Source organism: Sulfitobacter sp. SH22 (genome assembly GCF_965641905.1).
Classification (GTDB): Bacteria; Pseudomonadota; Alphaproteobacteria; order Rhodobacterales; family Rhodobacteraceae; genus Sulfitobacter.
In genome coordinates this window covers 630,621-654,799 of the sequence record NZ_OZ282573.1, presented here as the reverse complement: position 1 = coordinate 654,799, position 24,179 = coordinate 630,621, and the positions used below count along the sequence as shown (strand labels likewise).

Annotated in this window: 23 protein-coding genes and 1 tRNA gene; 14 read left to right on the top strand and 10 right to left on the bottom strand. The window is 59.3% G+C overall.

Annotated elements, in window-relative coordinates:
* Positions 1–64 precede the first annotated feature (64 nt).
* Positions 65–140, top strand: a tRNA-Val gene (locus tag ACSQ13_RS05250).
* Between the two features lie 209 nt (positions 141–349).
* Positions 350–829 carry a hypothetical protein gene (locus tag ACSQ13_RS05245; protein WP_255200176.1) on the top strand — a complete coding sequence of 160 codons (480 nt, stop codon included), beginning with the start codon at positions 350–352 and terminating at the stop codon, positions 827–829.
* A gap of 78 nt (positions 830–907) precedes the next feature.
* Here the strand turns inward: ACSQ13_RS05245 and ACSQ13_RS05240 are convergent, their stop codons facing one another.
* The 4 genes from ACSQ13_RS05240 to tgt all read right to left on the bottom strand — a co-directional run bounded on the left by ACSQ13_RS05240 (position 908) and on the right by tgt (position 6,544).
* Positions 908–1,345: an HU family DNA-binding protein gene (locus ACSQ13_RS05240; protein WP_255200177.1), complete on the bottom strand. Its 438-nt coding sequence runs from the start codon at positions 1,343–1,345 to the stop codon at positions 908–910.
* 178 nt (positions 1,346–1,523) lie between these two features.
* Positions 1,524–3,935 carry an endopeptidase La gene (gene lon, locus ACSQ13_RS05235; RefSeq protein WP_176250073.1) on the bottom strand — a complete coding sequence of 804 codons (2,412 nt, stop codon included), beginning with the start codon at positions 3,933–3,935 and terminating at the stop codon, positions 1,524–1,526.
* 276 nt (positions 3,936–4,211) lie between these two features.
* Positions 4,212–5,309, bottom strand: a complete 1,098-nt coding sequence (locus tag ACSQ13_RS05230; protein ID WP_295508854.1) for an alkene reductase — start codon at positions 5,307–5,309, stop codon at positions 4,212–4,214.
* 107 nt (positions 5,310–5,416) lie between these two features.
* Complete coding sequence (tgt, locus tag ACSQ13_RS05225; RefSeq protein ID WP_295508856.1) at positions 5,417–6,544, bottom strand: tRNA guanosine(34) transglycosylase Tgt; 1,128 nt, start codon at positions 6,542–6,544, stop codon at positions 5,417–5,419.
* A 109-nt stretch (positions 6,545–6,653) separates the two neighbouring features.
* Here tgt and ACSQ13_RS05220 point away from each other — a divergent pair, with 109 nt between their 5' ends.
* The 6 genes from ACSQ13_RS05220 to tpiA all read left to right on the top strand — a co-directional run bounded on the left by ACSQ13_RS05220 (position 6,654) and on the right by tpiA (position 11,259).
* Positions 6,654–7,547: an SPFH domain-containing protein gene (locus ACSQ13_RS05220; RefSeq protein ID WP_176250076.1), complete on the top strand. Its 894-nt coding sequence runs from the start codon at positions 6,654–6,656 to the stop codon at positions 7,545–7,547.
* A complete protein-coding gene (locus tag ACSQ13_RS05215; protein WP_176250077.1) occupies positions 7,547–7,825 on the top strand; it encodes a hypothetical protein in 279 nt (92 codons plus the stop codon). The genes ACSQ13_RS05220 and ACSQ13_RS05215 overlap by 1 nt, the downstream gene beginning before the upstream one ends.
* 152 nt (positions 7,826–7,977) lie before the next feature.
* Positions 7,978–9,360, top strand: a complete 1,383-nt coding sequence (rimK, locus tag ACSQ13_RS05210) for a 30S ribosomal protein S6--L-glutamate ligase (protein WP_176250078.1) — start codon at positions 7,978–7,980, stop codon at positions 9,358–9,360.
* Between the two features lie 75 nt (positions 9,361–9,435).
* Positions 9,436–9,798, top strand: a complete 363-nt coding sequence (locus ACSQ13_RS05205; protein WP_176250079.1) for an SUF system Fe-S cluster assembly protein — start codon at positions 9,436–9,438, stop codon at positions 9,796–9,798.
* A 260-nt stretch (positions 9,799–10,058) separates the two neighbouring features.
* Positions 10,059–10,403 (top strand): HesB/IscA family protein, encoded by a 345-nt coding sequence (locus tag ACSQ13_RS05200; protein ID WP_176250228.1) that lies wholly within the window; start codon positions 10,059–10,061, stop codon positions 10,401–10,403.
* Between the two features lie 106 nt (positions 10,404–10,509).
* Positions 10,510–11,259 (top strand): triose-phosphate isomerase, encoded by a 750-nt coding sequence (tpiA, locus tag ACSQ13_RS05195; protein WP_295508861.1) that lies wholly within the window; start codon positions 10,510–10,512, stop codon positions 11,257–11,259.
* Between the two features lie 97 nt (positions 11,260–11,356).
* Here tpiA and ACSQ13_RS05190 read toward each other — a convergent pair whose 3' ends face one another.
* From ACSQ13_RS05190 to ACSQ13_RS05170, 5 genes are all read right to left on the bottom strand, one after another.
* Complete coding sequence (locus ACSQ13_RS05190) at positions 11,357–12,733, bottom strand: TRAP transporter large permease (RefSeq protein ID WP_176250081.1); 1,377 nt, start codon at positions 12,731–12,733, stop codon at positions 11,357–11,359.
* A gap of 4 nt (positions 12,734–12,737) precedes the next feature.
* Positions 12,738–13,418 carry a TRAP transporter small permease gene (locus ACSQ13_RS05185; RefSeq protein ID WP_176250082.1) on the bottom strand — a complete coding sequence of 227 codons (681 nt, stop codon included), beginning with the start codon at positions 13,416–13,418 and terminating at the stop codon, positions 12,738–12,740.
* Between the two features lie 105 nt (positions 13,419–13,523).
* Positions 13,524–14,525, bottom strand: coding sequence for a DctP family TRAP transporter solute-binding subunit (locus ACSQ13_RS05180; RefSeq protein ID WP_176250083.1), 1,002 nt, complete (start codon positions 14,523–14,525; stop codon positions 13,524–13,526).
* A 247-nt stretch (positions 14,526–14,772) separates the two neighbouring features.
* Positions 14,773–16,002, bottom strand: coding sequence for a sigma-54-dependent transcriptional regulator (locus ACSQ13_RS05175; protein WP_295508868.1), 1,230 nt, complete (start codon positions 16,000–16,002; stop codon positions 14,773–14,775).
* Positions 15,999–17,753, bottom strand: a complete 1,755-nt coding sequence (locus tag ACSQ13_RS05170) for a sensor histidine kinase (RefSeq protein WP_176250085.1) — start codon at positions 17,751–17,753, stop codon at positions 15,999–16,001. The genes ACSQ13_RS05175 and ACSQ13_RS05170 overlap by 4 nt, the downstream gene beginning before the upstream one ends.
* A gap of 60 nt (positions 17,754–17,813) precedes the next feature.
* Here ACSQ13_RS05170 and ACSQ13_RS05165 point away from each other — a divergent pair, with 60 nt between their 5' ends.
* Complete coding sequence (locus ACSQ13_RS05165; protein ID WP_295508871.1) at positions 17,814–18,995, top strand: cytochrome P450; 1,182 nt, start codon at positions 17,814–17,816, stop codon at positions 18,993–18,995.
* Between the two features lie 7 nt (positions 18,996–19,002).
* On the opposite strand, the gene ACSQ13_RS05160 is transcribed toward ACSQ13_RS05165, so the two are convergent.
* Entirely contained in the window at positions 19,003–19,464 is a 462-nt protein-coding gene (locus tag ACSQ13_RS05160; protein ID WP_176250087.1) for an Lrp/AsnC family transcriptional regulator, read from the bottom strand.
* Between the two features lie 139 nt (positions 19,465–19,603).
* Between ACSQ13_RS05160 and cysG the strand changes: the two genes are divergently transcribed.
* From cysG to ACSQ13_RS05135, 5 genes are read left to right on the top strand one after another with little or no spacing between them, the layout of a single operon-like run.
* Positions 19,604–20,998 carry a siroheme synthase CysG gene (gene cysG / locus ACSQ13_RS05155; protein ID WP_295508874.1) on the top strand — a complete coding sequence of 465 codons (1,395 nt, stop codon included), beginning with the start codon at positions 19,604–19,606 and terminating at the stop codon, positions 20,996–20,998.
* Positions 20,998–21,291, top strand: a complete 294-nt coding sequence (locus tag ACSQ13_RS05150; RefSeq protein WP_295508876.1) for a DUF2849 domain-containing protein — start codon at positions 20,998–21,000, stop codon at positions 21,289–21,291. Before cysG ends, ACSQ13_RS05150 begins: the two co-directional genes overlap by 1 nt.
* A complete protein-coding gene (locus ACSQ13_RS05145) occupies positions 21,291–22,955 on the top strand; it encodes a nitrite/sulfite reductase (protein ID WP_295508878.1) in 1,665 nt (554 codons plus the stop codon). Before ACSQ13_RS05150 ends, ACSQ13_RS05145 begins: the two co-directional genes overlap by 1 nt.
* The gene (locus tag ACSQ13_RS05140; protein WP_176250091.1) at positions 22,945–23,730 is read left to right on the top strand and encodes a phosphoadenylyl-sulfate reductase; all 786 of its coding nucleotides are present in this window, start codon (positions 22,945–22,947) and stop codon (positions 23,728–23,730) included. Before ACSQ13_RS05145 ends, ACSQ13_RS05140 begins: the two co-directional genes overlap by 11 nt.
* The gene (locus tag ACSQ13_RS05135; protein WP_295508881.1) at positions 23,727–24,128 is read left to right on the top strand and encodes a DUF934 domain-containing protein; all 402 of its coding nucleotides are present in this window, start codon (positions 23,727–23,729) and stop codon (positions 24,126–24,128) included. The genes ACSQ13_RS05140 and ACSQ13_RS05135 overlap by 4 nt, the downstream gene beginning before the upstream one ends.
* Positions 24,129–24,179: the final 51 nt, after the last annotated feature.

Sequence of the window (24,179 nt, the reverse complement as noted above, 5' to 3'; positions counted from 1 at the left end):
AATTTCAAATCAGCGTATTAATGGGGTTGAAACACCAGTTGGGCTTGGATAGTAGAACGCTCACGGGTCGTTAGCTCAGTTGGTAGAGCGCTTCGTTTACACCGAAGATGTCGGGAGTTCGAGTCTCTCACGACCCACCATTCCTCCCCCCTCCCAAAATCTCGTAACCTATTGATCCAGCCTGTGTTTTACGCGCGTTTGATCTGCGTCCGGTGACAAGCCTTGCCCCCCCCCGCACACCCGCTTGGCAAGCATAGCACATCCCGCCCTCGGTTTTGCTAGCCTGCGGGCCCTGCCGCCTGTAGCCTTGTCCTTGCCTATGGTTTTTCGCGCAGATGGGGAGGTGTTCATGAGATATTTATCAAGTTTTGCTTTGGTCGCGCTGGTCACGGGGATGCCAGACCTTGTGCTTGCGCAGGAATTCGACATGTCCGTTGTGCCGGACGGTCTGGTCGCGCAGGATCAGGCCCCCAGTGGCAACTTCCTGACCGCGACCGAGGTGCGGCCGATCTTGACCGCGACCAAGGGGAGTTGGGTGGCTGTCAGGGAATACGACGGTCAGGACCTTGTCTATGTTACCCATTTATGGGCCTGGCGCTGCGGCCTGTCTGCGCTGGCCTTGTCTGTGAACGATGCGCCTTTGGCGGATTGGCCCCTGCCCGCCTGCCATCTGGACAGCGCAGCGCCCGCCGCCATTCTGCAAAGCGACGGCCTGCCCTATATGCGCTTTCCCTTGGGGTCGGTCAGTTCGGTCAAGGTGCAAGTCGTCTATGACGATCTGGGCATGGACAGCGCAACCTACGCGCGGGCATCGGTTCTGATGCCGTAGGGCCGCACGGGACGCGCAAACGCAAAAAGCCCCCGGCAGAACCGAGGGCTTTCAAAATCGAAAGATCGGCAGCGCGGCCTAAATATCGGTTTCATCCGTGGCTGCATCCGCGTCCTTTGGCTTGTCCGTCGGGGTCACCTGACGCACTTTCACGCGCATCATTTTACCATTCCCAAGGTCTTTCTCGTTCACGACCTTGAATTTCCCCATCGGCAAAAGGTTCAGCTCGCGGTTATCGGCCAAGGCTTCGCCCAGAATTTCCAGCATCGCCTCGACAACGGGCTTGGCGTCTTTTTTCTTGACGCCGGACCGTTCCACGACAGCGTCGATCAGTTCTTTCTTGCGCATGACGGGGCCGATGATCACAGCGTGCGGGGCATCGGCGTTTGTGGTGCCATCGGGGCGCGCGTTGGCGGCAGCCTGTGCCTTTGGCGATTTGTCGGCTTTCACGTTCGAAGCGTCAGACGGCTTGGCCGAGGCTGATTTCACTTTCGTCGATTTCACTGCGCTGCTCATGGGAATTTCCACTGCCTTATTGGTTAAGATACCATTTCATAGCGTGATCGCGCTGCAAAAGCCAGCAATCCTTGCGGTTAACGCCACGTGTAACACCATATTTAGGCCTTTCGCCCTGCCTTAACGCAAAAAGCCGCCCCTGTGATCAGGGGCGGCTTTCGGGACCATATCAAAGGGTTCAATGCGCGGTTGCATTGTCCCCGTTTTGGGATTTCTTGGCCAAGGCAGCGGCGGCCGCTGCGTCTTCGGCTTCCTGATCCCATTCGATGGGTTCGGGCTGCCGGACCAATGCGTGCTGAAGCACCTCGGACACATGTTTGACCGGAATGATTTTCAGGCCTTCCTTCACGTTGTCCGGGATATCCGGCAGATCCTTTTCGTTCTCTTCGGGGATCAGAACGGTCGTGATCCCGCCGCGCAATGCAGCAAGCAGTTTTTCCTTCAAACCACCGATCGGCATTGCATTGCCACGCAGCGACACCTCGCCTGTCATGGCGATGTCGCGGCGCACGGGGATCTGTGTCAGCACGGAAACAATCGACGTCACCATCGCCAGACCAGCCGACGGACCATCCTTGGGCGTTGCGCCATCGGGCACGTGCACGTGGATGTCGATCGTGTCGAACTTTGTTGGCTTCACCCCGATTGACGGGCTGATCGACCGCACATAGCTGCTGGCCGCATCGATGGATTCCTTCATCACATCGCCCAGCTTGCCTGTGGTTTTCATCCGACCCTTGCCCGGCAGGCGCAATGCCTCGATTTGCAGCAATTCGCCACCAACCGACGTATAGGCCAACCCGGTCACGACACCGACCTGATCCTCAAGCTCCGCCAGACCATAGCGGTACTTCTTAACTCCAAGGAAATCCTCGATATTGTCACCCGTTACCGTGATGCTCTCGGCTTCTTTCTTGACGATCTTGGTCAGCGATTTACGGGCCACTTTCGCGATTTCACGCTCAAGGTTCCGCACGCCTGCCTCGCGGGTGTAATACCGTATCATGCTGGTCAAGGCACTGTCATCAATGGCAAATTCCTTTGCCTTGAGGCCGTGGTTCTTGATCTGCTTGGGCACAAGATGCTGTTTGGCAATCTCGCGCTTTTCTTCCTCGGTATAGCCCGACAGCGGGATAATCTCCATCCGGTCAAGCAACGGGCCCGGCATGTTGTAGCTGTTGGACGTGGTCAGGAACATCACGTTTGAAAGGTCATATTCGACCTCAAGGTAGTGATCCACAAATGTGGAGTTCTGTTCCGGATCAAGCACCTCGAGCATTGCCGACGCGGGATCGCCGCGGAAATCCTGACCCATCTTGTCGATTTCATCGAGCAAGATCAGCGGGTTGTTGGTTTTCGCCTTTTTCAGCGCCTGAATGATCTTACCGGGCATGGAGCCGATATAGGTCCGGCGGTGACCGCGGATCTCGGATTCGTCACGCACACCACCAAGGCTGATGCGAATGAATTCGCGACCCGTGGCTTTGGCAACGGATTTACCAAGCGACGTCTTACCCACACCAGGAGGGCCGACAAGGCACATGATCGGGCCTTTCAGCTTGGAAGACCGCTGCTGCACGGCAAGGTATTCCACGATGCGTTCTTTAACCTTTTCAAGGCCATAGTGATCATCGTCGAGCACCTGCTGTGCTTTGACCAGGTCCTTTTTGGTGCGCGATTTGACGTTCCACGGGATCGACAAGATCCAGTCGAGATAGTTGCGCACAACGGTGGCTTCCGCAGACATGGGCGACATGTTCTTGAGCTTTTTCAGCTCGGCATCGACCTTTTCTTTGGCTTCCTTGCTGAGCTTGGTGTTCGCAATGCGCGCTTCCAGCTCGGCCAGTTCGCTTTTGCCGTCCTCGCCATCGCCCAGCTCGGTCTGAATGGCCTTCATCTGCTCATTCAGATAATACTCGCGCTGTGTCTTCTCCATCTGGGATTTCACGCGGGTCTTGATCTTTTTCTCGACCTGCAAGACAGACATTTCGCCCTGCATCAGGCCGTAAACCTTCTCAAGACGCTCGGACACGGAAAGCGTTTCAAGCAGATCCTGCTTTTGTTCGACTTCAATGCCCAGGTGTCCGGCAACCAGATCGGCAAGCCGCGCAGGTTCAGTCGCTTCCGACACGGCGGCCAGCGCTTCTTCGGGGATGTTTTTCTTGACCTTGGCGTAGCGTTCGAATTCTTCGGCGACGGTCTTGATCAGCGCCCGTGTGGTGGTTTCATCACCGGGGATTTCGCTCAGATACTCAGCCGTTGCCTCGAAAAAACTATCGTTATCAAGGTATTCTGTGATGCGGACGCGGGCTTGCCCTTCGACCAGCACCTTGACGGTGCCATCGGGAAGTTTCAGCAGTTGCAGCACATTGGCCAACACACCTGTCTGAAAAATACCGTCTGCATCAGGGTCGTCAATGCCGGGGTCAACCTGACTGGACAGCAGAATCTGCTTGTCGTCGGCCATGACTTCTTCCAGCGCACGCACCGATTTTTCGCGGCCCACGAAAAGCGGGACAATCATATGAGGGAACACCACGATGTCGCGCAGGGGCAACACGGGATACGATGCGTTCAGAGGCTCTAACATGCTCTTTTCCTTTTACTGCAAGACGATACTGGCCCCTAAGCTAGGCAACCGTTTGATCGTCTCCTGTTCTAGGTAGGGTATTTGGGGACCCTACCCGCCTGTTTCAATCCCCATTCTGCCATGACCGCGTGAGGCAGGGCCATCTGATTTGGGGTTTTTTGCCAGAATGAACCGCCATCGGCGGACAGACAAGCACGGATCAGTTAATTTCCGGTCAAAAGGGTCTTTGCAAAGGTGTTTCCGGCCTGAAAAAGCATCAGGCCGGAAATCAGGGCATTATTCTGCGGTGGTTTCTTCCAGAAAGGGATAGTCGGTATATCCCTCCTTGCCACCGGCATAGAATGTCTTGGTGTCGCCTTCGTTCAGCGGCGCGTTCAGCTCAAGCCGTTTGGCAAGATCGGGGTTGGCGATATAGGGACGGCCAAAGGCGACCAGATCGGCCTTGCCCTGTTCAACCGCCTCGATCGCCATATCGCGGTCATACAGGTTGTTGGCCATATACACGCCGTCAAACAGTTGGCGCAGCTTGGCGATATCCTCGCCTTCCTTGACGTCGCGCGACTGGCCGGTCGATCCTTCGACCATGTGCAAATAGGCCAATCCGAACTTGTTCAACGCGCGGATCACATATTCGAACGTCTCTTGGGGGTTTTCATCGGCAATGTCATTGGCGGGCGAAAACGGCGACAGGCGCAGGCCGACATGGGCCCCGTCCCAGGCATTTGTCACGCCTTCCAGCACTTCGAGCAGCAGACGCGCGCGGTTCTCGACCGATCCGCCATAGGCATCGTCACGCTTGTTGCTTGAGGTCTTCATGAACTGGTCGAGCAGATAGCCATTGGCACCATGCACCTCGACCCCGTCAAAACCGGCCTTTTTCGCCATCTTGGTCGCGTGAACATAATCGGCGACAATGCGCGGCATCTCGTCCAGTTCCAAGGCGCGCGGTTCGGAGGTTGGCACCATGCCTTCGCCGGTGAAGGTCTTCATATTCGCGGCAATGGCGGATGGGGCGACAGGTTTCTGACCGTCGGGCTGGATGTCGACATGGCTGATCCGGCCAACATGCCACAGCTGGATAACGATCTTGCCGCCCGCCTTGTGCACCGCATCAGTAACCTTCTTCCATGCCGCGACCTGACCTTCGGTATAAATACCGGGGGTCTTGATATAGCCTTTGCCTTCGGGGCTGATCTGGGCGGCTTCGGTGATGATAATGCCGGCACCCGCACGTTGGGCGTAATATTCGACATGCAGATCGCCGACTTCGCCGGTGTCATTGTCGGCGCGGCTGCGGGTCAGCGGGGCCATTACGATACGGTTCTTGGCCTCGATCGCGCCAACCTTGAGCGGGGTGAAAAGCTTTTGCGTCATGGGATATGTCCCTTCCTTGTCATTTCTTGTCTTCAACAACTAACCAACAGACGCGCAACGACAAGGACCGGTTCACATGTTTATTTTTCACCCGACCGGTTGAAGTTTCAAAGCGGCTCTATATCGCCCTGCGCCCTTTGCGCATGAAAACCCGCCTGCCATGCGTCAAACGTGCCTGCGGCAATCGCCCCGCGCATACCGGCCATGAGTTCCTGAAAGTAATGCAGGTTGTGCCATGTCAGCAGCATCCCCGAAATCATCTCCTGACTGCGGAACACGTGGTGCAGATAGGCGCGGCTGTAGTTCGAACAGGCCGGGCATGTGCAGTCTTCGTCCAGCGGGCGCGGGTCGTCGGCGTGGCGGGCGTTTTTGATGTTCACAACACCGTGCCGCGTGAACGCCTGCCCCGTCCGGCCAGAACGGGACGGCAAAACGCAGTCCATCATGTCGATGCCACGGGCCACAGCCCCCACAATGTCGTCAGGCTTGCCCACCCCCATCAGATAACGCGGACGGTCCACAGGCAGCATGTCAGTCGCAAAATCAAGGCAGCCGAACATCGCCTCCTGCCCTTCACCCACCGCCAGACCGCCCACGGCATAACCGTCAAATCCGATGTCCACCAAGGCCTTGGCGCTTTCCTCGCGGAAATCCTGTTCCAGCCCGCCTTGCTGGATGCCGAACAACGCATGACCGGGCCGGTCGCCAAAGGCATCACGGCTGCGCGCGGCCCACCGCATCGACAGGCGCATGGAGTCAGCGATCCGGTCGCGGTCGGCGGGCAAGGCAGGGCATTCGTCAAAACACATCACGATGTCGGACCCGAGCAGCTTTTGAATTTCCATCGAGCGTTCAGGGGTCAATTCATGCTTGGACCCGTCGATGTGGCTTTTGAAGGTCACACCTTTTTCGGTCAGCTTGCGCAGGTCGGCCAGGCTCATCACCTGAAAGCCGCCAGAATCCGTGAGGATCGGTTTGTGCCAGTTCATGAATTTGTGCAGCCCACCCAACCGGTCAATGCGTTCGGCCGTGGGGCGCAGCATCAAATGATAGGTATTGCCCAGCAGGATATCGGCACCGGTGGCGGCCACGCTTTCGGGCATCATCGCCTTGACGGTGGCGGCCGTGCCCACGGGCATGAACGCAGGTGTGCGAATATCGCCCCGCGGGGTCGAAATGACGCCGGTCCGGGCTGACCCGTCGCGCGCCTGAAGATCAAATGAGAATTTTTCCATGACAGCGCCTATAAGATGTCGCGCAATCGCGTGCAATCACGATGGCGCTTTGCTTTTGTGGCAAGATCGCGGAAACTGCCCCCACGCGCATCTTAAAGGAGAGCATCCCGTGCCCATCGAAGACATCCTTATCAATCTGCTGCAAAGCAACCTTCCGCTGGTTCTTCTGGCACTTTTGCTGATTATTCTGGTTGTTAAAGGGGTAAAGATCGTCCCGCAATCCGAACAACATGTGGTTGAACGGTTCGGGCGGCTGCGGGCGGTGATGGGGCCGGGCATCAATATGATCGTGCCGTTCATCGACAAGATCGCGCATAAGATTTCAATTCTGGAACGGCAATTGCCCACCGCCAGCCAGGACGCGATCACCCGCGACAACGTGTTGCTGCAGGTCGATACCTCGGTATTCTACCGCATCATCGAACCCGAAAAGACCGTCTACCGTATCCGCGATATCGATTCCGCCATCGCCACCACCGTTGCAGGCATCGTGCGCGCCGAGATCGGCAAGATGGATCTGGACGAGGTGCAATCGAACCGCACCGCCTTGATCACCACGATCAAGCTGCTGGTCGAAGATGCCGTGGATAACTGGGGGATCGAAGTCACCCGTGCCGAAATTCTGGATGTGAATCTGGATGCCGCCACCCGCGCCGCGATGATGCAACAGCTGAACGCCGAACGCGCGCGGCGCGCGCAGGTGACCGAAGCCGAAGGCAAGAAACGCGCGGTGGAGCTGGCCGCCGATGCGGAGCTTTATGCCTCCGAACAAACCGCCAAGGCCCGCCGCGTGTTGGCCGACGCCGAAGCCTATGCCACGCAGGTCGTGGCCACAGCCATTGGCGAAAACGGGCTGGAGGCCGCGCAATACCAGATCGCCCTGAAACAGGTCGAGGCGTTGAACGCGCTTGGGGCCGGTGCGGGCAACCAGACGATTGTTGTTCCCGCCCAAGCGCTTGAAGCCTTTGGCGATGCGTTCAAACTGCTGAAAGGGCGCGGCTGATGCTGGTCGATTATCTGACATTCTGGTGGGTCTGGGTTTCCATCGCGCTGTTGCTGGGGCTGATCGAAATCCTGCTGCCCGGCAATATTTTCTTAGGCTTTGCCCTTGGGGCGTTGGCGATGGTACCTGTTGTTTTCCTGCTGCCTGAGGCAGGCACATCGCTGCTGCTGGCCGCCTTTGCAGGGCTGTCGCTGCTGTGCTGGATCGCCCTGCGGCTGGTGTTTCGCAAACAATCCAGCGGGGCGCGGATTGTGACACGCGATATTAACGAAGGTTAGACCATCGTCGGTATCATGTTTTGCCAGCGTCCCGGGGCTCTGCCCCGAACCCCGGGATGATTTACCATTTGGAAGCACCGCGTCACGCCTTGAGAAGCGCCAGGTGACCTGCTAGGCGGCAGCATTGATTCATCGGTGGCGGAGTATGTGGTATGGAAGAGTTGAATTTCGGCTGGGAAGAATGGATTGCCCTGCCATCCCTTGGCCTGCCTGCGATCAAAGCCAAGATCGACACCGGTGCCAAGACATCGTCGCTGCATGCCCATGATATCGAAGTCTTCGGTTCGGACGCCAAACCAAAGGTGCGGTTCAATGTGCATCCGGTTGCCGGCAACGAAGATATCGTCATCACCTGCTCTGCCCCCATCATCGACCGCCGCGAGGTGACTTCGTCGAATGGCGAATCCGAATTGCGCTATGTGATTTCGACCACGTTGGATGTTGCCGGGCAAAGCTGGCCGATTGATATCACCCTGACCAATCGCGCAGGCATGGCCAGCCGGATGTTGCTGGGCCGGCAGGCGCTGACCGATCACATCACCATTTCCGCCACAGAAAAGCGCCTTCAGCCCGAGCTGAGCTATGACGTTTACCATTCTGCGGCCGTGCGCCACACCGCCCCCAAACGCGCGCTACGCATCGCCGTTCTAAGCCGTGAGGCCGAGAATTACTCGACCCGCCGTCTGGTCGAGGTTGGCGAGGCGCGCGGTCACACGGTTGAGGTGATTGACACCACGCGCTGCTATATGGCGATAAACGCGATGGCCCCCGAAGTGCATTATGACGGCAAACGCCTGCCCCGATATGATGCCGTGATCCCGCGTATCGGTGCGTCTGTGACGCCCTATGGCTGTGCAGTAATCCGCCAGTTCGAAACCATCGGCACCTATTGTGTGAACGGATCAGCCGGCATTCTGGCCAGCCGCGACAAGCTGCATGCCCATCAGGTGTTGGCCTCCAAGAAGATCGGCATGCCCACCACTGCATTCGCCGCCTCGCCCAAGGACACGTCGAACCTGATGGCGCTTGTCGGCACCGCGCCGCTGATCGTGAAACTGCTGGAATCGACCCAAGGCAAAGGTGTCGTTCTGGCAGAAACCAAGAAAGCCGCCGAATCCGTGATCGACGCCTTTCGCGGCCTCAAGGCGAATTTTCTGGTGCAGGATTTCGTCAAGGAAGCCGCCGGCGAAGACATCCGCTGTCTGGTGATTGACGGCAAGGTCGTCGCCGCGATGAAACGCACCGGCGCGGAGGGCGATTTCAGATCGAACCTGCACCGGGGCGGATCGGCCAAAGTGGTCCGGATCACCAAGCAGGAACGCGATACGGCCCTGCGGGCGGCGCGGGCGTTCGGCTTGGGCAAGGCGGGCGTTGACCTGCTGCGCTCCGAAACCGGGCCAAAGGTGCTTGAGGTGAATTCATCACCCGGTTTCGAGGGAATCGAGAAAGCGACCGGCAAGGATATCGTCGGGATGCTTTATGGTATGATCGAGGCCCGCGTGAAGCCGCAACCGGTGCGCAAACGCAAGGGATGATTAGGGATTTGCCCCTCTGGACGCTGGGCCCAGTAATCCCTATATAAAGTGTCAGAAATAGAAGCGAGGCCCCCGATGACCGACAGCACCCAACCCCTTGAAGGGGCACCGTTGATTGCGCCCTCTACCACCGACCATCCGCTGTACGAGCAGATCGTCGAGGCCTGCCGCACGGTCTATGACCCTGAGATTCCGGTCAATATTTACGAGCTGGGATTGATTTATACCATTGATATAAATCCCGAAAGCGAAGTGAACATCAAGATGTCGTTGACAGCGCCGGGCTGCCCTGTTGCCGGTGAAATGCCAGGTTGGGTTGCCGATGCGGTCGAACCCCTGCCCGGCGTCAAAACCGTCGATGTCGAACTGGTCTGGGAGCCACCATGGGGCATGGACATGATGTCTGACGAAGCCCGTCTCGAGCTTGGGTTCATGTAAGATCCGCTTTGCAGGCCCCTCACAGCACCATCGCATGATGTCAACATCCGGCAGCAACACAGCTCCCGGATGTTTTCAATTCCAGGGCACCCGACCTGCGGACCACAATTGCAGGCGGTTTGAGGCAATTGCAGCGGCCTCCCGCCACGCCGCCTCTCACCCGCGCCTCCGAAATGCAGCGCGGCTTTGGTCAATTTCACCGCTACCGCTTGAGAATGCGCCCACAACCCCCTATCTTTGCCGTAACAGGAGTATCAATGATGTTCGCGATCCCCGGTAAGCAAGCTGTCACAATCACCCCGAAAGCCGCCACGCAAATCAGCAAGCTGATGACGCAGGCAGGCCATGCAGGGCTGCGCATTGGCATCAAAAAGGGCGGCTGCGCGGGCATGGAATACACCATGGAATACGTCAACGAACCCGACGCCAATGACGAGGTCGTCGAACAGGACGGCGCGCGGGTGCTGATCGCCCCGATGGCGCAGATGTTCCTTTTTGGCACCGAGATTGATTACGAAACCTCGCTGCTGGAATCCGGCTTCAAATTCCGCAACCCCAACGTGACCGAAGCCTGCGGCTGCGGTGAATCAATCAAATTCGGCTGATCGCCCTGCAACTGATGCAGTGTTAGCGCTGTCACAGACACCCTAGTCGTTGCCCCGTTCCGGCCCCGCTGCTATCCCGTTGTAAAAGAACAAAAGGGATATCGTCATGCGTCGTAAACTTGCCGCCGGAAACTGGAAGATGAATGGCACGGCTGCCGCGCTGTCCGAACTGGTTGAACTGGCCCGGCAGGTGACCCCGGCCGATGCCGAAACCCTGATTTGCCCGCCTGCCCCCCTGCTTTATCCCGCCTGTGACAAACTGCGCGGCACTGCCATCGCGATTGGTGCCCAAGATTGCCACGCGCAACCCGCCGGAGCCTTTACCGGTGATATTTCGGCAGGGATGGTGGCGGATACCGGGGCGACTTACGTGATCCTTGGCCATTCGGAACGCCGCGATCTGCACGCTGAAACAGACGCCGATGTCGCCGCCAAGGCGGGCGCGGCATGGGGCGCAGGGCTGACCGCCATTATTTGCATCGGCGAAAGCGGCGAAGACCGCACGGCGGACAGGACCCTGGATGTTATCGCTGGCCAATTGGCAGGCTCCCTGCCCGATCATGCCACGGGCGAAAATACCGTGATCGCCTATGAACCCATCTGGGCCATCGGCACGGGCAAGACCCCGACCCTCGATCAAATCATCGAGGTGCATGATTTCATCCGCGCCCGCCTGACCGGCCGATTTGGCCAGCAAACCGGTGATGCGATCCGCCTGCTCTATGGCGGCTCGGTCAAACCCGACAATGCCGCCGAAATCTTTACCGCTGAAAATGTCGATGGGGCCCTTGTTGGCGGTGCCAGCCTCAAGGCCGCTGATTTCGCCCCGATCATCAAGGCCCTCTCCCGGGCCTGATTTCATTTTGCTAAATAAACTCACGGCACCACAGACGCAAAATGGCGGCACGTCGATCTGACATGCCGCCATTTTTCTGTTTTCAATCCGCTGCTTGCTAGCGGACCAGAACCTCTGGCCCCATCATCAACGTCGGCAACCAGGTCGAAATGATCGGGATGTAGGTGATCATGATCAGGAACACGAACAGGACGGCGGTAAAGGGCAGTGCTGCCTTGACCACATTCATCATCGGCATGTTCGCCACGCCCGAGGTCACGAAGAGGTTCAGACCAACGGGGGGGGTAATCATCCCGATTTCCATGTTCACAACCATGATGATGCCCAGATGGATCGGGTCGATGCCCAGCTCCATCGCGATGGGGAACACCAGCGGTGCAACGATGATCAACAGGCCCGACGGCTCCATGAACTGGCCGCCGATCAACAAGATCACGTTGACGATGATCAGGAACATGATCGGTCCAAAGCCCGCGCTCAGCATCGCGGCCGAGATCTGCTGCGGGATTTGTTCGTCGGTCAGAACATGTTTCAGGATCAGCGCGTTGGCGATGATGAACATCAGCGTGACGGTCAGTTTGCCGGCCTCGAACAGGGTATCGCGAACATCGCGGTGAAAGAACACAGTGACCAGCGCCAGCGGTTTGCGCAGCAGTGACGTATTGCTGCCCTCGCCTTTGGTGTGCAACGGCCCCATGTCGCGATAGACGAAACAGGCGATAAAGAACGCATAGACAGCGGCCACAGCGGCGGCTTCGGTGGGGGTAAAGATACCGCCATAGATGCCGCCCAGAATGATCACGATCAGCATCAGGCCCCAGCCCGCTTCACGCCCCGAGGCAAAGACTTCGCCCCAGCCGCGCCATTCACCCTGTGGCAGTTTCTTGACCCGCGCCATGATGTAGATCGTCAGCATCAGCATGAAGCCAGCCATCAAGCCGGGGATCACACCCGCCAGGAACATACGGCCCACGGATACATCTGTGGCCGATGCATAGACAACCATCACGATGGAGGGTGGGATCAGGATGCCCAAGGTGCCCGCGTTGGCGATCACGCCTGCCGCGAATTCCTTGGTATAGCCGGTTTCACGCATACCTGCGATCACGATGGACCCGATGGCAACCACGGTGGCGGGCGACGACCCGGACAGGGCCGCAAACATCATACAGGCGAAAACACCCGCAATCGCCAGACCGCCCGGGAAATGCCCGACCAGCGCGATGGAGAACCGGATGATCCGTTTCGCCACCCCCCCGGTCGACATGAAGGACGAGGCCAGCACGAAGAACGGGATCGCCAGCAGGGTATAGTGCCCCGCCATCGCCTGAAAGAAGGTCTGTGCAATCGACGCCAGCGACGAATCCGACAGCACCAGCAGGAATATGATGGATGAAAAGCCGAGGCTGACAGCGATGGGCAAACCCAGCAGCATCAAGCCGACAATCATCAGAAATAGAATGAGGACTTCCATCCGGTTAATCTCCCGCGTTCATATGTTTGACGGCCTCGATATCGTCCTCGGCCTCGTGGCTGACGATCAGGCTGGTTGAGACTCCGGTGAAAATCCGCACGCCCGCCTGAATAAAACGGAACAGCAGCAACGCCATGCCCAAGGGCAGCATCGCATAGGGGATAAAACGCGGCAGTTTTTCATAGGCTTCGCCCTGGTTCATCGACGCCTCGATAAAGCGCAGCCAGTCGGGCATCGGCATATCGACGGTCGAATACCACGCCTGATCGCGGCTGTTTTCAAACCCGGTGGGGAACCAGCGGCCCGATGTGGCATCAAGCCCCGCAAACGGTGCCCAGTAATCCCATGCGCCTTTCAGCAACAGCATCGCGTAGAAGATGCAGACGACCGAAGCGATCAAGGCCAGCACTCGGCGTACAGGGGATGAGAACAGGTTGATAACGGCGTCGACGCCCAGATGGCCTGTGACTTTCACCGCATAGCTCATTCCGAAAAGAACCAGCCAGGCGAATAGAAAGGTCACCGCTTCGAGGCCCCAGATCAGGCCGGTGTTGAAACCGTAGCGCAAGACGACGTTGATGAAGGTGATGATCGTCATCAGGCCCAAGATCACGGCAATCGCCGTTTCCTCGAACTCGTGCACGATCCGGCCCAAGGCCGATGTGGGTTGATATCCAGATGACATGAAAAACTCCGCTGAAATGCAGAAAGCTGGCAGGTGTGCAGGGTGCCCTGGCGGCCAGATGAAAAAATGCCCCGCCCATTACAGGCGGGACATTCATTTAAACGTTTAGTGTTTTGCGTTGATCGCTTGGGCAGCGTCGATGTTTTCCTGGCCAACATCTGCCTGGAACTCGGACCAAACCGGCATCATCGCATCAACCCAGACCTGGCGTGCATCTGCGTCCAGCTCGATGATGGTCGAACCGGCATCCAGAACCGCCTGGCGTGCGTTGCTGTCGACTTCGCCCACGGCCGCGTTACGCGCTACGGTGACTTCTTCCAGAATTGTGGCAAGCTGTGTGCGCACGTCGTCTGGCAGGCCGTTCCACCAATCGGTCGATGTCACGACCATATAGTCGATGATACCGTGGTTGGTTTCGGTGATACCGTCCTGAACTTCAAAGAACTTCTGGCCGTAGATGTTGGACCAGGTGTTTTCCTGACCGTCCACAACGCCGGTTTGCAGCGCGCCATATACTTCGGAGAACGCCATTGGCTGCGGGGAAACGCCGATCGCTTCCATCTGTGCCTTGATCACGTCAGATGCCTGAACGCGGAATTTCAGACCGTTTGCATCGGATGGTGTGTTCAGTGGCTTGTTGGCAGACATCTGCTTCATGCCGTTGTGCCAGAATTGCAGACCGGACAGACCGCGACGCTCCATCGAGGCTTTCATCGCCTGACCTGTTTCGGAGTTCTGGAACTCGTCCACCGCTTCGATGTTCTTGAACATGAACGGAAGGTCGAAGATGCGGAATTGCTTGGTGAACTGTTCGAATTTGGACAGCGAAGGTGCGGCCAGTTGAACATCGCCTTGCAGCATGGCTTCGAGAACCTGATCATCGTTGTACAATGTCGAGTTCGGGAACACTTCCATGCAGGCTTTGCCGTTCATCTCTGTGTTTACGCGCTCGGCAAGCAGGGTGGCAGCGATGCCTTTTGGGTGCTTGTCGGTGTTTGTCACGTGGCTGAACTTGATCAGGATTTCGCCGTCGTCACATGCGGCAGATACGGCACCTGCGCTCACGGAAAGGGTCAGCGCAACTGCGGCTGTTGTCAGAAATTTCATGTGGTGTCTCCTCCCAGAGAACTGATTTTAGGGTCTCGGCAATCGGGTGACCGACTGCGATGGAAAGAGTAGAACGCCAAACCGCGACCCGTACAAGCCTGTCGAGGCGGCCAGATTTTCAACCGGGAAAGCGCAATGTTTTTCGCCGCTTAGCGGATTTTCGCCGATTGGCCGGCAGAATGGCGATCTGGCGATGTGCGAAAAGCCGCACGGTGCTTTTGGCGGTTGTGCGGAAAACCGCACAAACTCAGGTGCGGTAATCCTCGGCGCGAATCCCGTAGCGTGTCAGCTTGTCATAGAATGTCTTGCGCGGCAGTTTCAGCGTCAGGGCCGCGGCACTGGCCTGCCCCCCCGCCCGCTTGAGCGCGGCCCGCAGCAGCGACTGTTCGACCTGCGCCATCTGTTCGGCCAGTCCCAGTTCCGCATCCGGTGCCGTATCCTCGGCCACCCCCATGACAAACCGCATCGCCGCCGACATCAGGGCGCGCGCATTGCCCGGCCAGTCCTGCGCCATCAGATCCGCAATCACCTGAGGCGAGATCGGCGGGACGGCAAGGCCGGATTGTTCCGCCGCCTGATCCACATAGCGCCGGAACAGGATCGGAATATCCTCGGGCCGCTCTGCCAGTGACGGTATCCGCACCGGCATCACCTCAAGCCGGTAGTACAGATCGGCGTGAAACCGTCCCTCGCCGACCAACGCGGACAAATCATGGGTGCTGCCCGCGATCAGCCGCATCTCGGTCCCGCCTTCCAGCGCTTCGATCAGGGTCAACTGGGTCTGCGCGGGCAATTGTGTCACCTCGTCCAGAAACAGACTGCCACCCGCCGCTGTGGCAAGCGCATCGGTCAGATCGGCAGGGGCCAGCCCGCCCCCTGCACGTTTGACAAACGGGGCTTTTGAGCGCGCGGAAGACAGGTGAATGACCTCGGCGATCTTGGAAATGCCCGATCCATAGGGGCCGATCACCAGCACCTCGGCATCGGTGGCGGCGGCACGGCGCACCTTGCCCCGCAAGGTTTCCGCAAGGGTCGAGCTGCCAAAGATCAGCCGCGCTGCCGGATCGCCGCTTTCGACCATTTGCAGCAGACGCCGGTTTTCCAACACCAGCATCCGGGTTTTCAACGCCCGCTCGATCACCGCCAGCAGGGCGACGGGCGCACAGGGTTTTTCCAGAAAATCAAAGGCCCCCGCCTCCATCGCGCGCACGGCCATGGGGATGTCGCCTTCGCCGGTCAGCAAGATCACCGGCAGATCGGGGTCTTTATTCTGCGCGTAATCGAGTAAATGAAACCCGTCGCGCCCCGGCATCCGCATGTCTGACAGGATAATGCCGTCAAACGAAGCGGTAATCCGGTCTTTTGCCGCGACAAAAGACCCCGCCACGATGACGTCGATATCGGCCAGTTCCAGCGTCTGCGCCAAGGCCTCGCGGACATGGGAATCATCATCAACCAGCAAAACGGTTCTGCTCATGCCGCATCCTCGATCATGTCTGCACGTTCAAGCCGCACAGAAAACATTGCCCCGCCTTCGTCAAGGTTCCTGCCGCGAATTTGCCCGCCAAAGCTTTGCACGATGCCATAGCTGATCGACAGGCCAAGCCCCATGCCGCTGCTGCCGCCAACAGATTTAGTGGTATAGAACGGGTCGAACATCTTGTCCGGCATCTCTATGCCCGGACCGGTGTCGCGAAACTGCACCGACACGGCGTCGTCCAGCTCGATCCGGATCGTCAATTTGCGGGTCTGTGCCCCCGTCATGGCGTCTGCCGCGTTGGTTATCAGGTTCACAAACACCTGACCAAGCCGTACCTCGCCGCCGCGCACCCACACCGGATTTTCAGGCGCGCGATATTCAAGCGACACATCCGCCTTGGCCAGATAGGTTTCGGTCAGCTCAATCGCACTGGCAATGACCCGCGTCACGTCCACTTGGGTTTGGGGCACGCTTTCTTGTCGCGCAAAGGCCCGCAGGTTCTGGATGATCCGCGCCATACGCTCGGCCATCTGCGAAATCCGCGACAGGTTTTCGGCCACGCGCTCGGGCTTGTCACGGGCCATAAACTGACCTGCGTTTTCCGCAAATGACCGGATCGCCATCAACGGCTGGTTCAGCTCGTGGCTGATCCCCGCCGACATCTGCCCCAAAGCCGACAGCTTGCCCGCCTGCACCAGATCGGCCTGCGCCCGCTTGAGCGCCGCCTGCGCCTCTTCGCGCTCTGCCGCCTCGCGGCGCAATTCGGTGTTGCTGGCGTTCAACGCAGCGGTGCGTTTGGCGACCCGCCGTTCCAGCCGTGCATTTGCCTGCGACAGGGCGCGGCGGCGTTCGGTGGCCAGAAACAACAACGCCCCGAAGGCCAGACACAAAGCAGCCACTGCGGCTGCCTGCGACGCCGCCAAGCGCCGCGCCGGGGCCACATCAAGCAACACCTCGCCAATGAAACCCACAACCGGCAAGGGCATGGTCAGATGCAGCGCTTCATCCGGGAGATACGGCCCCCACCCCATTTTCCAGATTTCATGGCCCTTGATCCACCCGGCCTCGAACGCCGGAACGGAACCGTCAGGGGGGATCAGGCCCGGTTTGCCCGCGGGGCGCTGCCAAAACAGCATTTCCGACCGGTTCGCGATCTGCACGACGCCATCCTCATCGGTGAAAAACGCAGCCGGATTACTGCCGCGCCAGTCATAGTCGATGCCGTTCAGGTCGGTCGTTACCACCACCGCGCCTTTGACCAGACCCGCATCGTCAAACACCGGTGCCGCATGAAAATAAGCGCGATCGGTCAGCGGCAGACTTGGCCCATGCCCCCAGCCAAGCGCCCCGCGCAACGCACGGCGCACAAAGGGCTGGTCGCGCAAGACCTCTCCGGGGGGGCTTTGCGGGGATGCCATAACCCGCCCGTTGGCATCGACCACACGCACATCAAGTGCTGCCGATTTATCCGCCACATCCTGCAGGAAATCACGTGCAGCGCCGGGCAGTTTATCGGCCAAAACATCGTTGACCTGAGGGTGATCCGCCAGAAACACCGCCAGATCGCGATAGCGTTGCAATTGCCCGACCAGACGGTCACTGGCGAGCGACAAATCGGCCCGCCCCCGTGCGCTGAGCTGGTCCAGCCCTTGCCAATAGGCATAGCGCCAGACCCCCGCAGACAGGGCCGCAACAATTGTCAAAAATATCAGCCATGTCGCAAAGCGGCGACCAAATCCGGTGTTCATCTTGGTAATTTGGCACAGACACGCTTGCAAAGACCAGAGGGCGCAGTATTCCTGCGGATCATGAAAACCTTTCGCCAATCCCCGCAAGACCCTGATTTCGTGCAAAATCCCTATGCCGCCTATGCCCGCGCCCGCAGCGAAGGCCCGGTGCTGTATTGGGAAGACTATAACATGCTGGCCGCTTTTGATGCCGCCACGGTTCAGGCGTTGCTGCGCGACAGACGGTTGGGGCGTGAAATTCCTGCCGATCAACGCCAACCCGTCCCTGCGCATCTGGCCGATTTTCACGCGGTCGACCAGCATTCGATGCTGGAGCTTGAGCCCCCCACACACACCCGTTTACGCGGCCTTGTGCTGCGCGCCTTTACCTCGCGCCGGATTGCCGGACTGGCCCCCGAAATCGAAGCGGTCGCCGCGCAATTGCTGGCCGATCTGCCCCAAGGGCCGTTTGATCTGATCCCCGCCTTTTGCACGCAACTGCCCGTGCGTATCATCGCGCGGCTGTTGGGCGTACCCGAAGCCATGTGGCCCGATCTTTTGCGCTGGTCCAATGCGATGGTCGCGATCTATCAGGTCGGCCGCACCCGCGCTGTCGAAGACGCCGCCAATCAGGCCGCCGCAGATTTCAGCGATTTCCTGCGCGGCTATGTCGACCAGCGCCGTCACGACCCGCGCGATGATCTGATCACCCAGTTGATCGCCGCCGAGGAAGCAGGCGAAAAGCTCAGCACCGACGCGCTGATCGGCACCTGCATCTTGCTGCTGAATGCGGGCCACGAGGCGACCGTCCATGCGCTTGGCAACGGGGTCGCCTGCGCGCTGACCCATCAAACGCCGCTGGCGGCGTTTCAGACCGATACCATCGCCGCCACGACCGAAGAAATCCTGCGCTATGACCCGCCGCTGCATGTGTTCGAACGCTTTGCCTACGAAGACATAAACCTAGGCGGCATCCCCTTGGAAAAAGGCAAGAAAATCGCGTTGGTGCTGGGGGCTGCGGGGCGTGATCCTGCGGTCTATCCCGACCCTGACCGCGTTGATCCCGCGCGGCCCGTGAAGCCCCATGCGGCCTTTGGCGGGGGCCTGCATTTCTGCGTCGGTGCCCCGCTGGCACGGCTTGAAATGCAGATTGGCCTGCGCGCGTTGTTCGACCACGCGCCACAGTTGCGCCTGACCGAACCGCCGCGCTATGCAGACAGCTATCATTTCCACAAACTTGAACGTTTGATGGTAGAAATTTAGCCGCGCGTTACAGCGGCAGCATCGTCGTGGACTTAATCTGCTCCATCGACAAAAGCGCTGTGACGTTATGCACCCGCACCTCTGAAATCAGCGCCTGATAAAACGCGTCATAGGCCCGCGCGTTTTTGACCCGCACCTTGAGGATATAGTCGATATCGCCCGCCAGACGGTGTGCTTCCTGCACCTCGGGGCGGTCTTGCAGCGCCTTGAGGAATTTCGCCTGCCAGTCGGCTTCATGCTCTGACGTGCGGATCAGGACAAAGAAACACGCCTCAAAGCCCAAGGCCTCCGCATCCAGCACGACAGTGTGCTGCCCGATCACACCTGCCTCGCGTAATTTGCGAATCCGGTTCCAGACAGGCGTCTTGGAAGACCCGACTTCACGGGCAATATCGTCCAAAGACTGGCTCGCATCCCGTTGAAGCTGCGCCAAAATCTTCCGATCTACCTCGTCTATACGAACGTCCATTCTGCCTATCCTTTGGTTTGTGGTCTTCTGTTCTGATTGGCTGATGAAATAGAACGTATGTTCTTATGTGTCCAGACATCTAGCGCCATATCGGAATTATTTCCTATATATACCGCAAGCCAAGCGCAAGGACAGTACCATGGATCATTTCCCAATCTTCCTATCGACCAAGGGGCAACGCATTGTGTTGTCAGGCGGCGGCGAGGCCGCGCTGGCCAAGCTGCGCCTGTTGATGAAGTCCCAGGCCAAGATCAGCGTTTATGCCGCCGACCCTGCGCCCGAGTTGGTGCAATGGGCAGAGGCTGGCCGCATCACGTTGCACAAACGCGCGCTGCGCCTTGGCGATGTTCTGTGCGCGAAACTGTTCTATGCCGCCGACGAAGACGCGATAGAAGACGCCCGCACCGCCGCCATCGCGCGGGCCGAGGGCGCGTTGGTGAACATCGTCGACAACCTGCACGACAGCGCCTTTATCACCCCCGCCATTGTTGACCGTGACCCCGTCACCATCGCCATCGGCACCGAAGGGGCGGCCCCTGTGCTGGCCCGCGCGATCAAGGCCGATCTTGAGGAACGCCTTCCTGCGACGCTGGGCACGCTGGCGCGCATCGGCAAAGGGTTTCGCAAGATGGCAGATGCCCTGCCCTTTGGCCGCCCCCGCCGTGATTTCTGGCGCGACTATTACTTTAACGCAGGCCCCCGTGCCGTGGCTGACGGCGAAGCGGCTGTTGGCGAAGCGCTTGATACCCTGCTGGCCGACCACCTGACCCGTGCCGCGCGCGCCGGCCATATCGCCTTTGTCGGCGGTGGCCCCGGTGATCCGGAATTGCTGACGCTCAAGGCCCGCCGCGCCTTGGACGAGGCCGATGTCGTTATCTACGACCGACTGATCAGCCCCGAAATCCTCGAACTCGCCCGCCGCGAGGCGCTGATGATCGACGTCGGCAAGGAGGGCTTTGGCCCCTCCACATCGCAGGAAACCATCAATGATCTGCTGGTGGAACATGCCCAAAACGGCGCGCAAGTTGTGCGTTTGAAATCCGGCGATGCCACCGTGTTTGGCCGTCTTGACGAAGAAATCGACGCAGTTGATGCACATAACATCGGCTGGCACATCGTGCCCGGTATCACATCAGCCTCGGCTGCCGTCGCCGCCATCGGGCAAAGCCTGACCAAACGCAACCGCAACGCATCCGTCCGGTTCCTGACCGGCCACGACATGAAAGGCTTTGCCGATCACGACTGGGCCACTTTGGCGCGCCCGGGCGAAGTCGCTGCGATCTATATGGGCAAAAAATCCGCCCGCTTTATCCAGGGTCGCCTGATCATGCACGGTGCCGACCGCACCACGCCCGTCACCGTCATCGAAAACGCCTCGCGGCCCGAGCAACGCATTCTGGAAACCACGCTGGGCCGCTTGCCCGTCGATCTGACAGACGCGGACATGAACGGCCCCGCGCTCACATTCTACGGCCTTGCCCCGCGCGCGGCGGCACTGGCCTCAACGGAAATCCTGCAAGAGGAGATGGCATAATGGCCAAGCCCTTCACCCCCAAAGTTGTCACCGCAAACGCCCTGCTTGAAGGCGACGTGATCTATCAAACCGCCACCGGCTGGACCCGCGATCTGGCCCATGCCGAGGTGCTGACCGACGAGGCCGATGCCGATCTGCGCATGATCGATGCCAGCCAGCAGACCGGTCTGGTCGTCGGCGTCTATCTGGCCGATGTCGATGCCAGCGCCGCCCCCAAGCCCGTGCATTTCCGCGAAGCGTTCCGCGCGAAAGGCCCGTCAAACTATGCCCACGGCAAACAGGAGGCCCTGTAATGTACAGCTATACCGAATTCGACGATGCCTTTCTGGCCGAACGCAACGCGCAATTCCGCGCACAGGTTGAACGCCGCATTGACGGATCGTTGACCGAGGATGAATTCAAGCCGCTGCGCCTGATGAACGGTCTCTATCTGCAACTGCACGCCTATATGCTGCGCGTGGCGATCCCCTACGGCACGCTGAACGGCGCGCAGATGCACAAGCTGGCCGATATCGCGGATAAATGGGACAAGGGCTATGGCCACTTCACCACGCGCCAGAACATCCAGTACAACTGGCCGCAACTGCGCGACGTCCCCGACATGCTGGATGCGCTGGCCGAGGTGAACATGCACGCGATCCAGACCTCCGGCAACACCATCCGCAACGTGACTGCGGACCACTTTGCCGGTGCCGCCGCAGACGAGGTCGCGGACCCGCGCCCCGTGGCCGAACTGATCCGCCAATGGTCCACCGATCACCCCGAATTCCAGTTCCTGCCGCGCAAATTCAAGGTCGCCGTGTCAGGCGCACCGCATGACCGTGCCGTGATCAAAGCGCATGATATCGGGCTGCAGATCGTCGAACAGAACGGCGTGCTCGGCTTTCAGGTGATCGTCGGCGGTGGCCTTGGCCGCACCCCGATGATCGGCAAGGTGCTCTATGATTTCGTCGCCTCCGAAGACCTGCTGCCCACCCTCGAAGCCGTGGTTTCGGTCTATAACCTGCTGGGCCGCCGCGATAATAAATACAAAGCCCGGATCAAGATCACCGTCCATGAAAATGGCATCGACGACATCCGCGCCCGCGTCGACGCACGCTATGCGCTGATCCGCCCGCAGTTTACCGGCGTCGACCAGCAGATGCTTGCGCGGATCGAGGCGGATTTCGCCAAACCGACCTTCAAGACCGCCCCACTGGACGCTTATACCCAAGCCTATGACAGCGATCCGGTCTTCCGCAGCTGGGCCGATACGAACCTATCAGACCACCACGCGCCGGGCTATGCCATCGTGTCGATCAGCCTCAAGGCGCATGGTGCCACCCCCGGCGATGCCTCCTCGCACCAGATGCATGTGATGGCCGATCTTGCCGCGCAATACGGCCATGACGAACTGCGCATCAGCCACGAGCAGAACGTGATCCTGCCCCATGTACACCGCAATGATCTGCCGGCCCTGCACGCCGCGCTGAAAGACGCCAAACTCGCCACCGCCAACATCGGCCTGATCAGCGATATCATCGCCTGCCCCGGCATGGATTACTGCGCGCTGGCCACAGCCCGTTCGATCCCCATCGCCCAGGAAATCGCGACCCGCTTTGACGCACTCAAGCTGGAACACGAAATCGGCCCGCTCAAGATCAAGATCTCGGGCTGCATCAATGCTTGTGGTCACCACCACGTGGGCCATATCGGCATCCTCGGCCTCGACCGTGCGGGCGTCGAAAACTACCAGATCACTCTTGGTGGCGACGGCACCCAAGACGCAACCCTTGGCGAACGCGCCGGTCCCGGATTCTCGGCTGACCAGATCATTCCCGCCATCGAACGTCTGGTCCTCGGCTATTTGGATTTGCGCAGCGACCCTGCGGAAACCTTCCTGCAAACCTACCGCCGTCTCGGGTTGGCCCCTTTCAAGGCCGCCCTTTATCCGGAAGCCCGTGCCAATGCCGCGTGACACCCTTGTTCCAAATGGACAAAAAATCCTCCCCGAAGGGCCGGATCGCGTCGCGCAGCTGACCGCCAAAGTTGGTGTGCTGAACGACAGCATGCGCCATCACAGCGCCACAGACGTGCTGCGCGCGGCGATTGAAAACGTGCCAAAGCTCGCTCTGGTCTCCAGCTTTGGCGCGGAATCGGTGGCCTTGCTGCATGTGGCGGCCATGGTGAAACGCGACTTGCCGGTCGTGTTCATCGACACCGAGATGCTGTTCGCAGAAACCCTCGTCTACCAGCAAGAGCTGGCGGAACGGTTGGGCCTGCGCAACATCCAGACCATCCGGGCCGCCGATATCGCCGAGAAAGACCCCGACGGCACCTTGCATCTGCGCGATACGGATGCCTGCTGTGCGTTTCGCAAGACGGTGCCTTTGCAATCCGCCCTCAAGGAATATGACGGCTGGATCACGGGGCGCAAACGGTTCCAGTCGGGCACCCGCGCGTCTCTGCCGTTTTTCGAGGTCGAAACCCCGCCAAACGCGCCGGCCCGGATCAAGGTGAACCCGCTGGCCCATTGGCAGGCCTCGGACGTGTCCGACTACATTGACGAAAACCGCCTGCCGCGACACCCGCTGGTCGCCCAAGGCTATCCCAGCATCGGCTGCGCGCCCTGCACATCAAAGGTAAAGCCGGGCGAAGACCCCCGCGCAGGGCGTTGGCGCAACACAGAAAAAGAAGAATGCGGCATCCATTTTGTCGACGGTAAAATGGTGCGGATAGGAGCAAAGACATGACACAACTGGTAACCGATAACGGCTTTATCACAGACGACTGGGCAGCCGGTTTCACCGCGTTGGGATGCGCCAATGATGCGACCTCGCTTGATGTGCCGTCCGACGCCCGTCCCGAAGACATCCAGATCAGCTCAAGCTTGCAAATGGTGCGGATCGATTTCCCCAGCTCGGCGGACGGGCGCGGCTTTACGATCGCGCGGAACCTGCGGTTGCGCGGCTATACCGGACGGCTGCGCGCCCGTGGTCATGTCTTGGCCGATCAATATGCGATGGCGCGCCGCGCCGGATTTGACGAGGTCGAGATCCCCGATGATCTGGCCGCGCGTCAGCCGCAGGATCAGTGGCTGGCCCGTGCCAATTGGCGCGACCATGACTATCAGTCGCGGCTGCGCAGCTAAGACCGGCCTTTTCCCTCCCCCCCACTTGCCCCTATACAAAGGACGGCGGGC

Bases quoted from the DNA above. Each gene is read 5' to 3' on its own strand.
- ACSQ13_RS05140 (WP_176250091.1), top strand. From the start codon at position 22,945: ATGCCGCGTGACACCCTTGTTCCAAATGGACAAAAAATCCTCCCCGAA.
- ACSQ13_RS05205 (WP_176250079.1), top strand. From the start codon at position 9,436: ATGACCGACAGCACCCAACCCCTTGAAGGGGCACCGTTGATTGCGCCC.
- tgt (WP_295508856.1), bottom strand. From the start codon at position 6,544: ATGGAAAAATTCTCATTTGATCTTCAGGCGCGCGACGGGTCAGCCCGG.
- ACSQ13_RS05230 (WP_295508854.1), bottom strand. From the start codon at position 5,309: ATGACGCAAAAGCTTTTCACCCCGCTCAAGGTTGGCGCGATCGAGGCC.
- rimK (WP_176250078.1), top strand. From the start codon at position 7,978: ATGGAAGAGTTGAATTTCGGCTGGGAAGAATGGATTGCCCTGCCATCC.
- ACSQ13_RS05170 (WP_176250085.1), bottom strand. From the start codon at position 17,753: ATGAACACCGGATTTGGTCGCCGCTTTGCGACATGGCTGATATTTTTG.
- ACSQ13_RS05190 (WP_176250081.1), bottom strand. From the start codon at position 12,733: ATGGAAGTCCTCATTCTATTTCTGATGATTGTCGGCTTGATGCTGCTG.
- ACSQ13_RS05240 (WP_255200177.1), bottom strand. From the start codon at position 1,345: ATGAGCAGCGCAGTGAAATCGACGAAAGTGAAATCAGCCTCGGCCAAG.
- cysG (WP_295508874.1), top strand. From the start codon at position 19,604: ATGGATCATTTCCCAATCTTCCTATCGACCAAGGGGCAACGCATTGTG.
- ACSQ13_RS05135 (WP_295508881.1), top strand. From the start codon at position 23,727: ATGACACAACTGGTAACCGATAACGGCTTTATCACAGACGACTGGGCA.
- ACSQ13_RS05185 (WP_176250082.1), bottom strand. From the start codon at position 13,418: ATGTCATCTGGATATCAACCCACATCGGCCTTGGGCCGGATCGTGCAC.
- ACSQ13_RS05180 (WP_176250083.1), bottom strand. From the start codon at position 14,525: ATGAAATTTCTGACAACAGCCGCAGTTGCGCTGACCCTTTCCGTGAGC.
- ACSQ13_RS05175 (WP_295508868.1), bottom strand. From the start codon at position 16,002: ATGAGCAGAACCGTTTTGCTGGTTGATGATGATTCCCATGTCCGCGAG.
- tpiA (WP_295508861.1), top strand. From the start codon at position 10,510: ATGCGTCGTAAACTTGCCGCCGGAAACTGGAAGATGAATGGCACGGCT.
- ACSQ13_RS05165 (WP_295508871.1), top strand. From the start codon at position 17,814: ATGAAAACCTTTCGCCAATCCCCGCAAGACCCTGATTTCGTGCAAAAT.
- ACSQ13_RS05145 (WP_295508878.1), top strand. From the start codon at position 21,291: ATGTACAGCTATACCGAATTCGACGATGCCTTTCTGGCCGAACGCAAC.
- ACSQ13_RS05150 (WP_295508876.1), top strand. From the start codon at position 20,998: ATGGCCAAGCCCTTCACCCCCAAAGTTGTCACCGCAAACGCCCTGCTT.
- ACSQ13_RS05160 (WP_176250087.1), bottom strand. From the start codon at position 19,464: ATGGACGTTCGTATAGACGAGGTAGATCGGAAGATTTTGGCGCAGCTT.
- lon (WP_176250073.1), bottom strand. From the start codon at position 3,935: ATGTTAGAGCCTCTGAACGCATCGTATCCCGTGTTGCCCCTGCGCGAC.
- ACSQ13_RS05215 (WP_176250077.1), top strand. From the start codon at position 7,547: ATGCTGGTCGATTATCTGACATTCTGGTGGGTCTGGGTTTCCATCGCG.
- ACSQ13_RS05245 (WP_255200176.1), top strand. From the start codon at position 350: ATGAGATATTTATCAAGTTTTGCTTTGGTCGCGCTGGTCACGGGGATG.
- ACSQ13_RS05200 (WP_176250228.1), top strand. From the start codon at position 10,059: ATGTTCGCGATCCCCGGTAAGCAAGCTGTCACAATCACCCCGAAAGCC.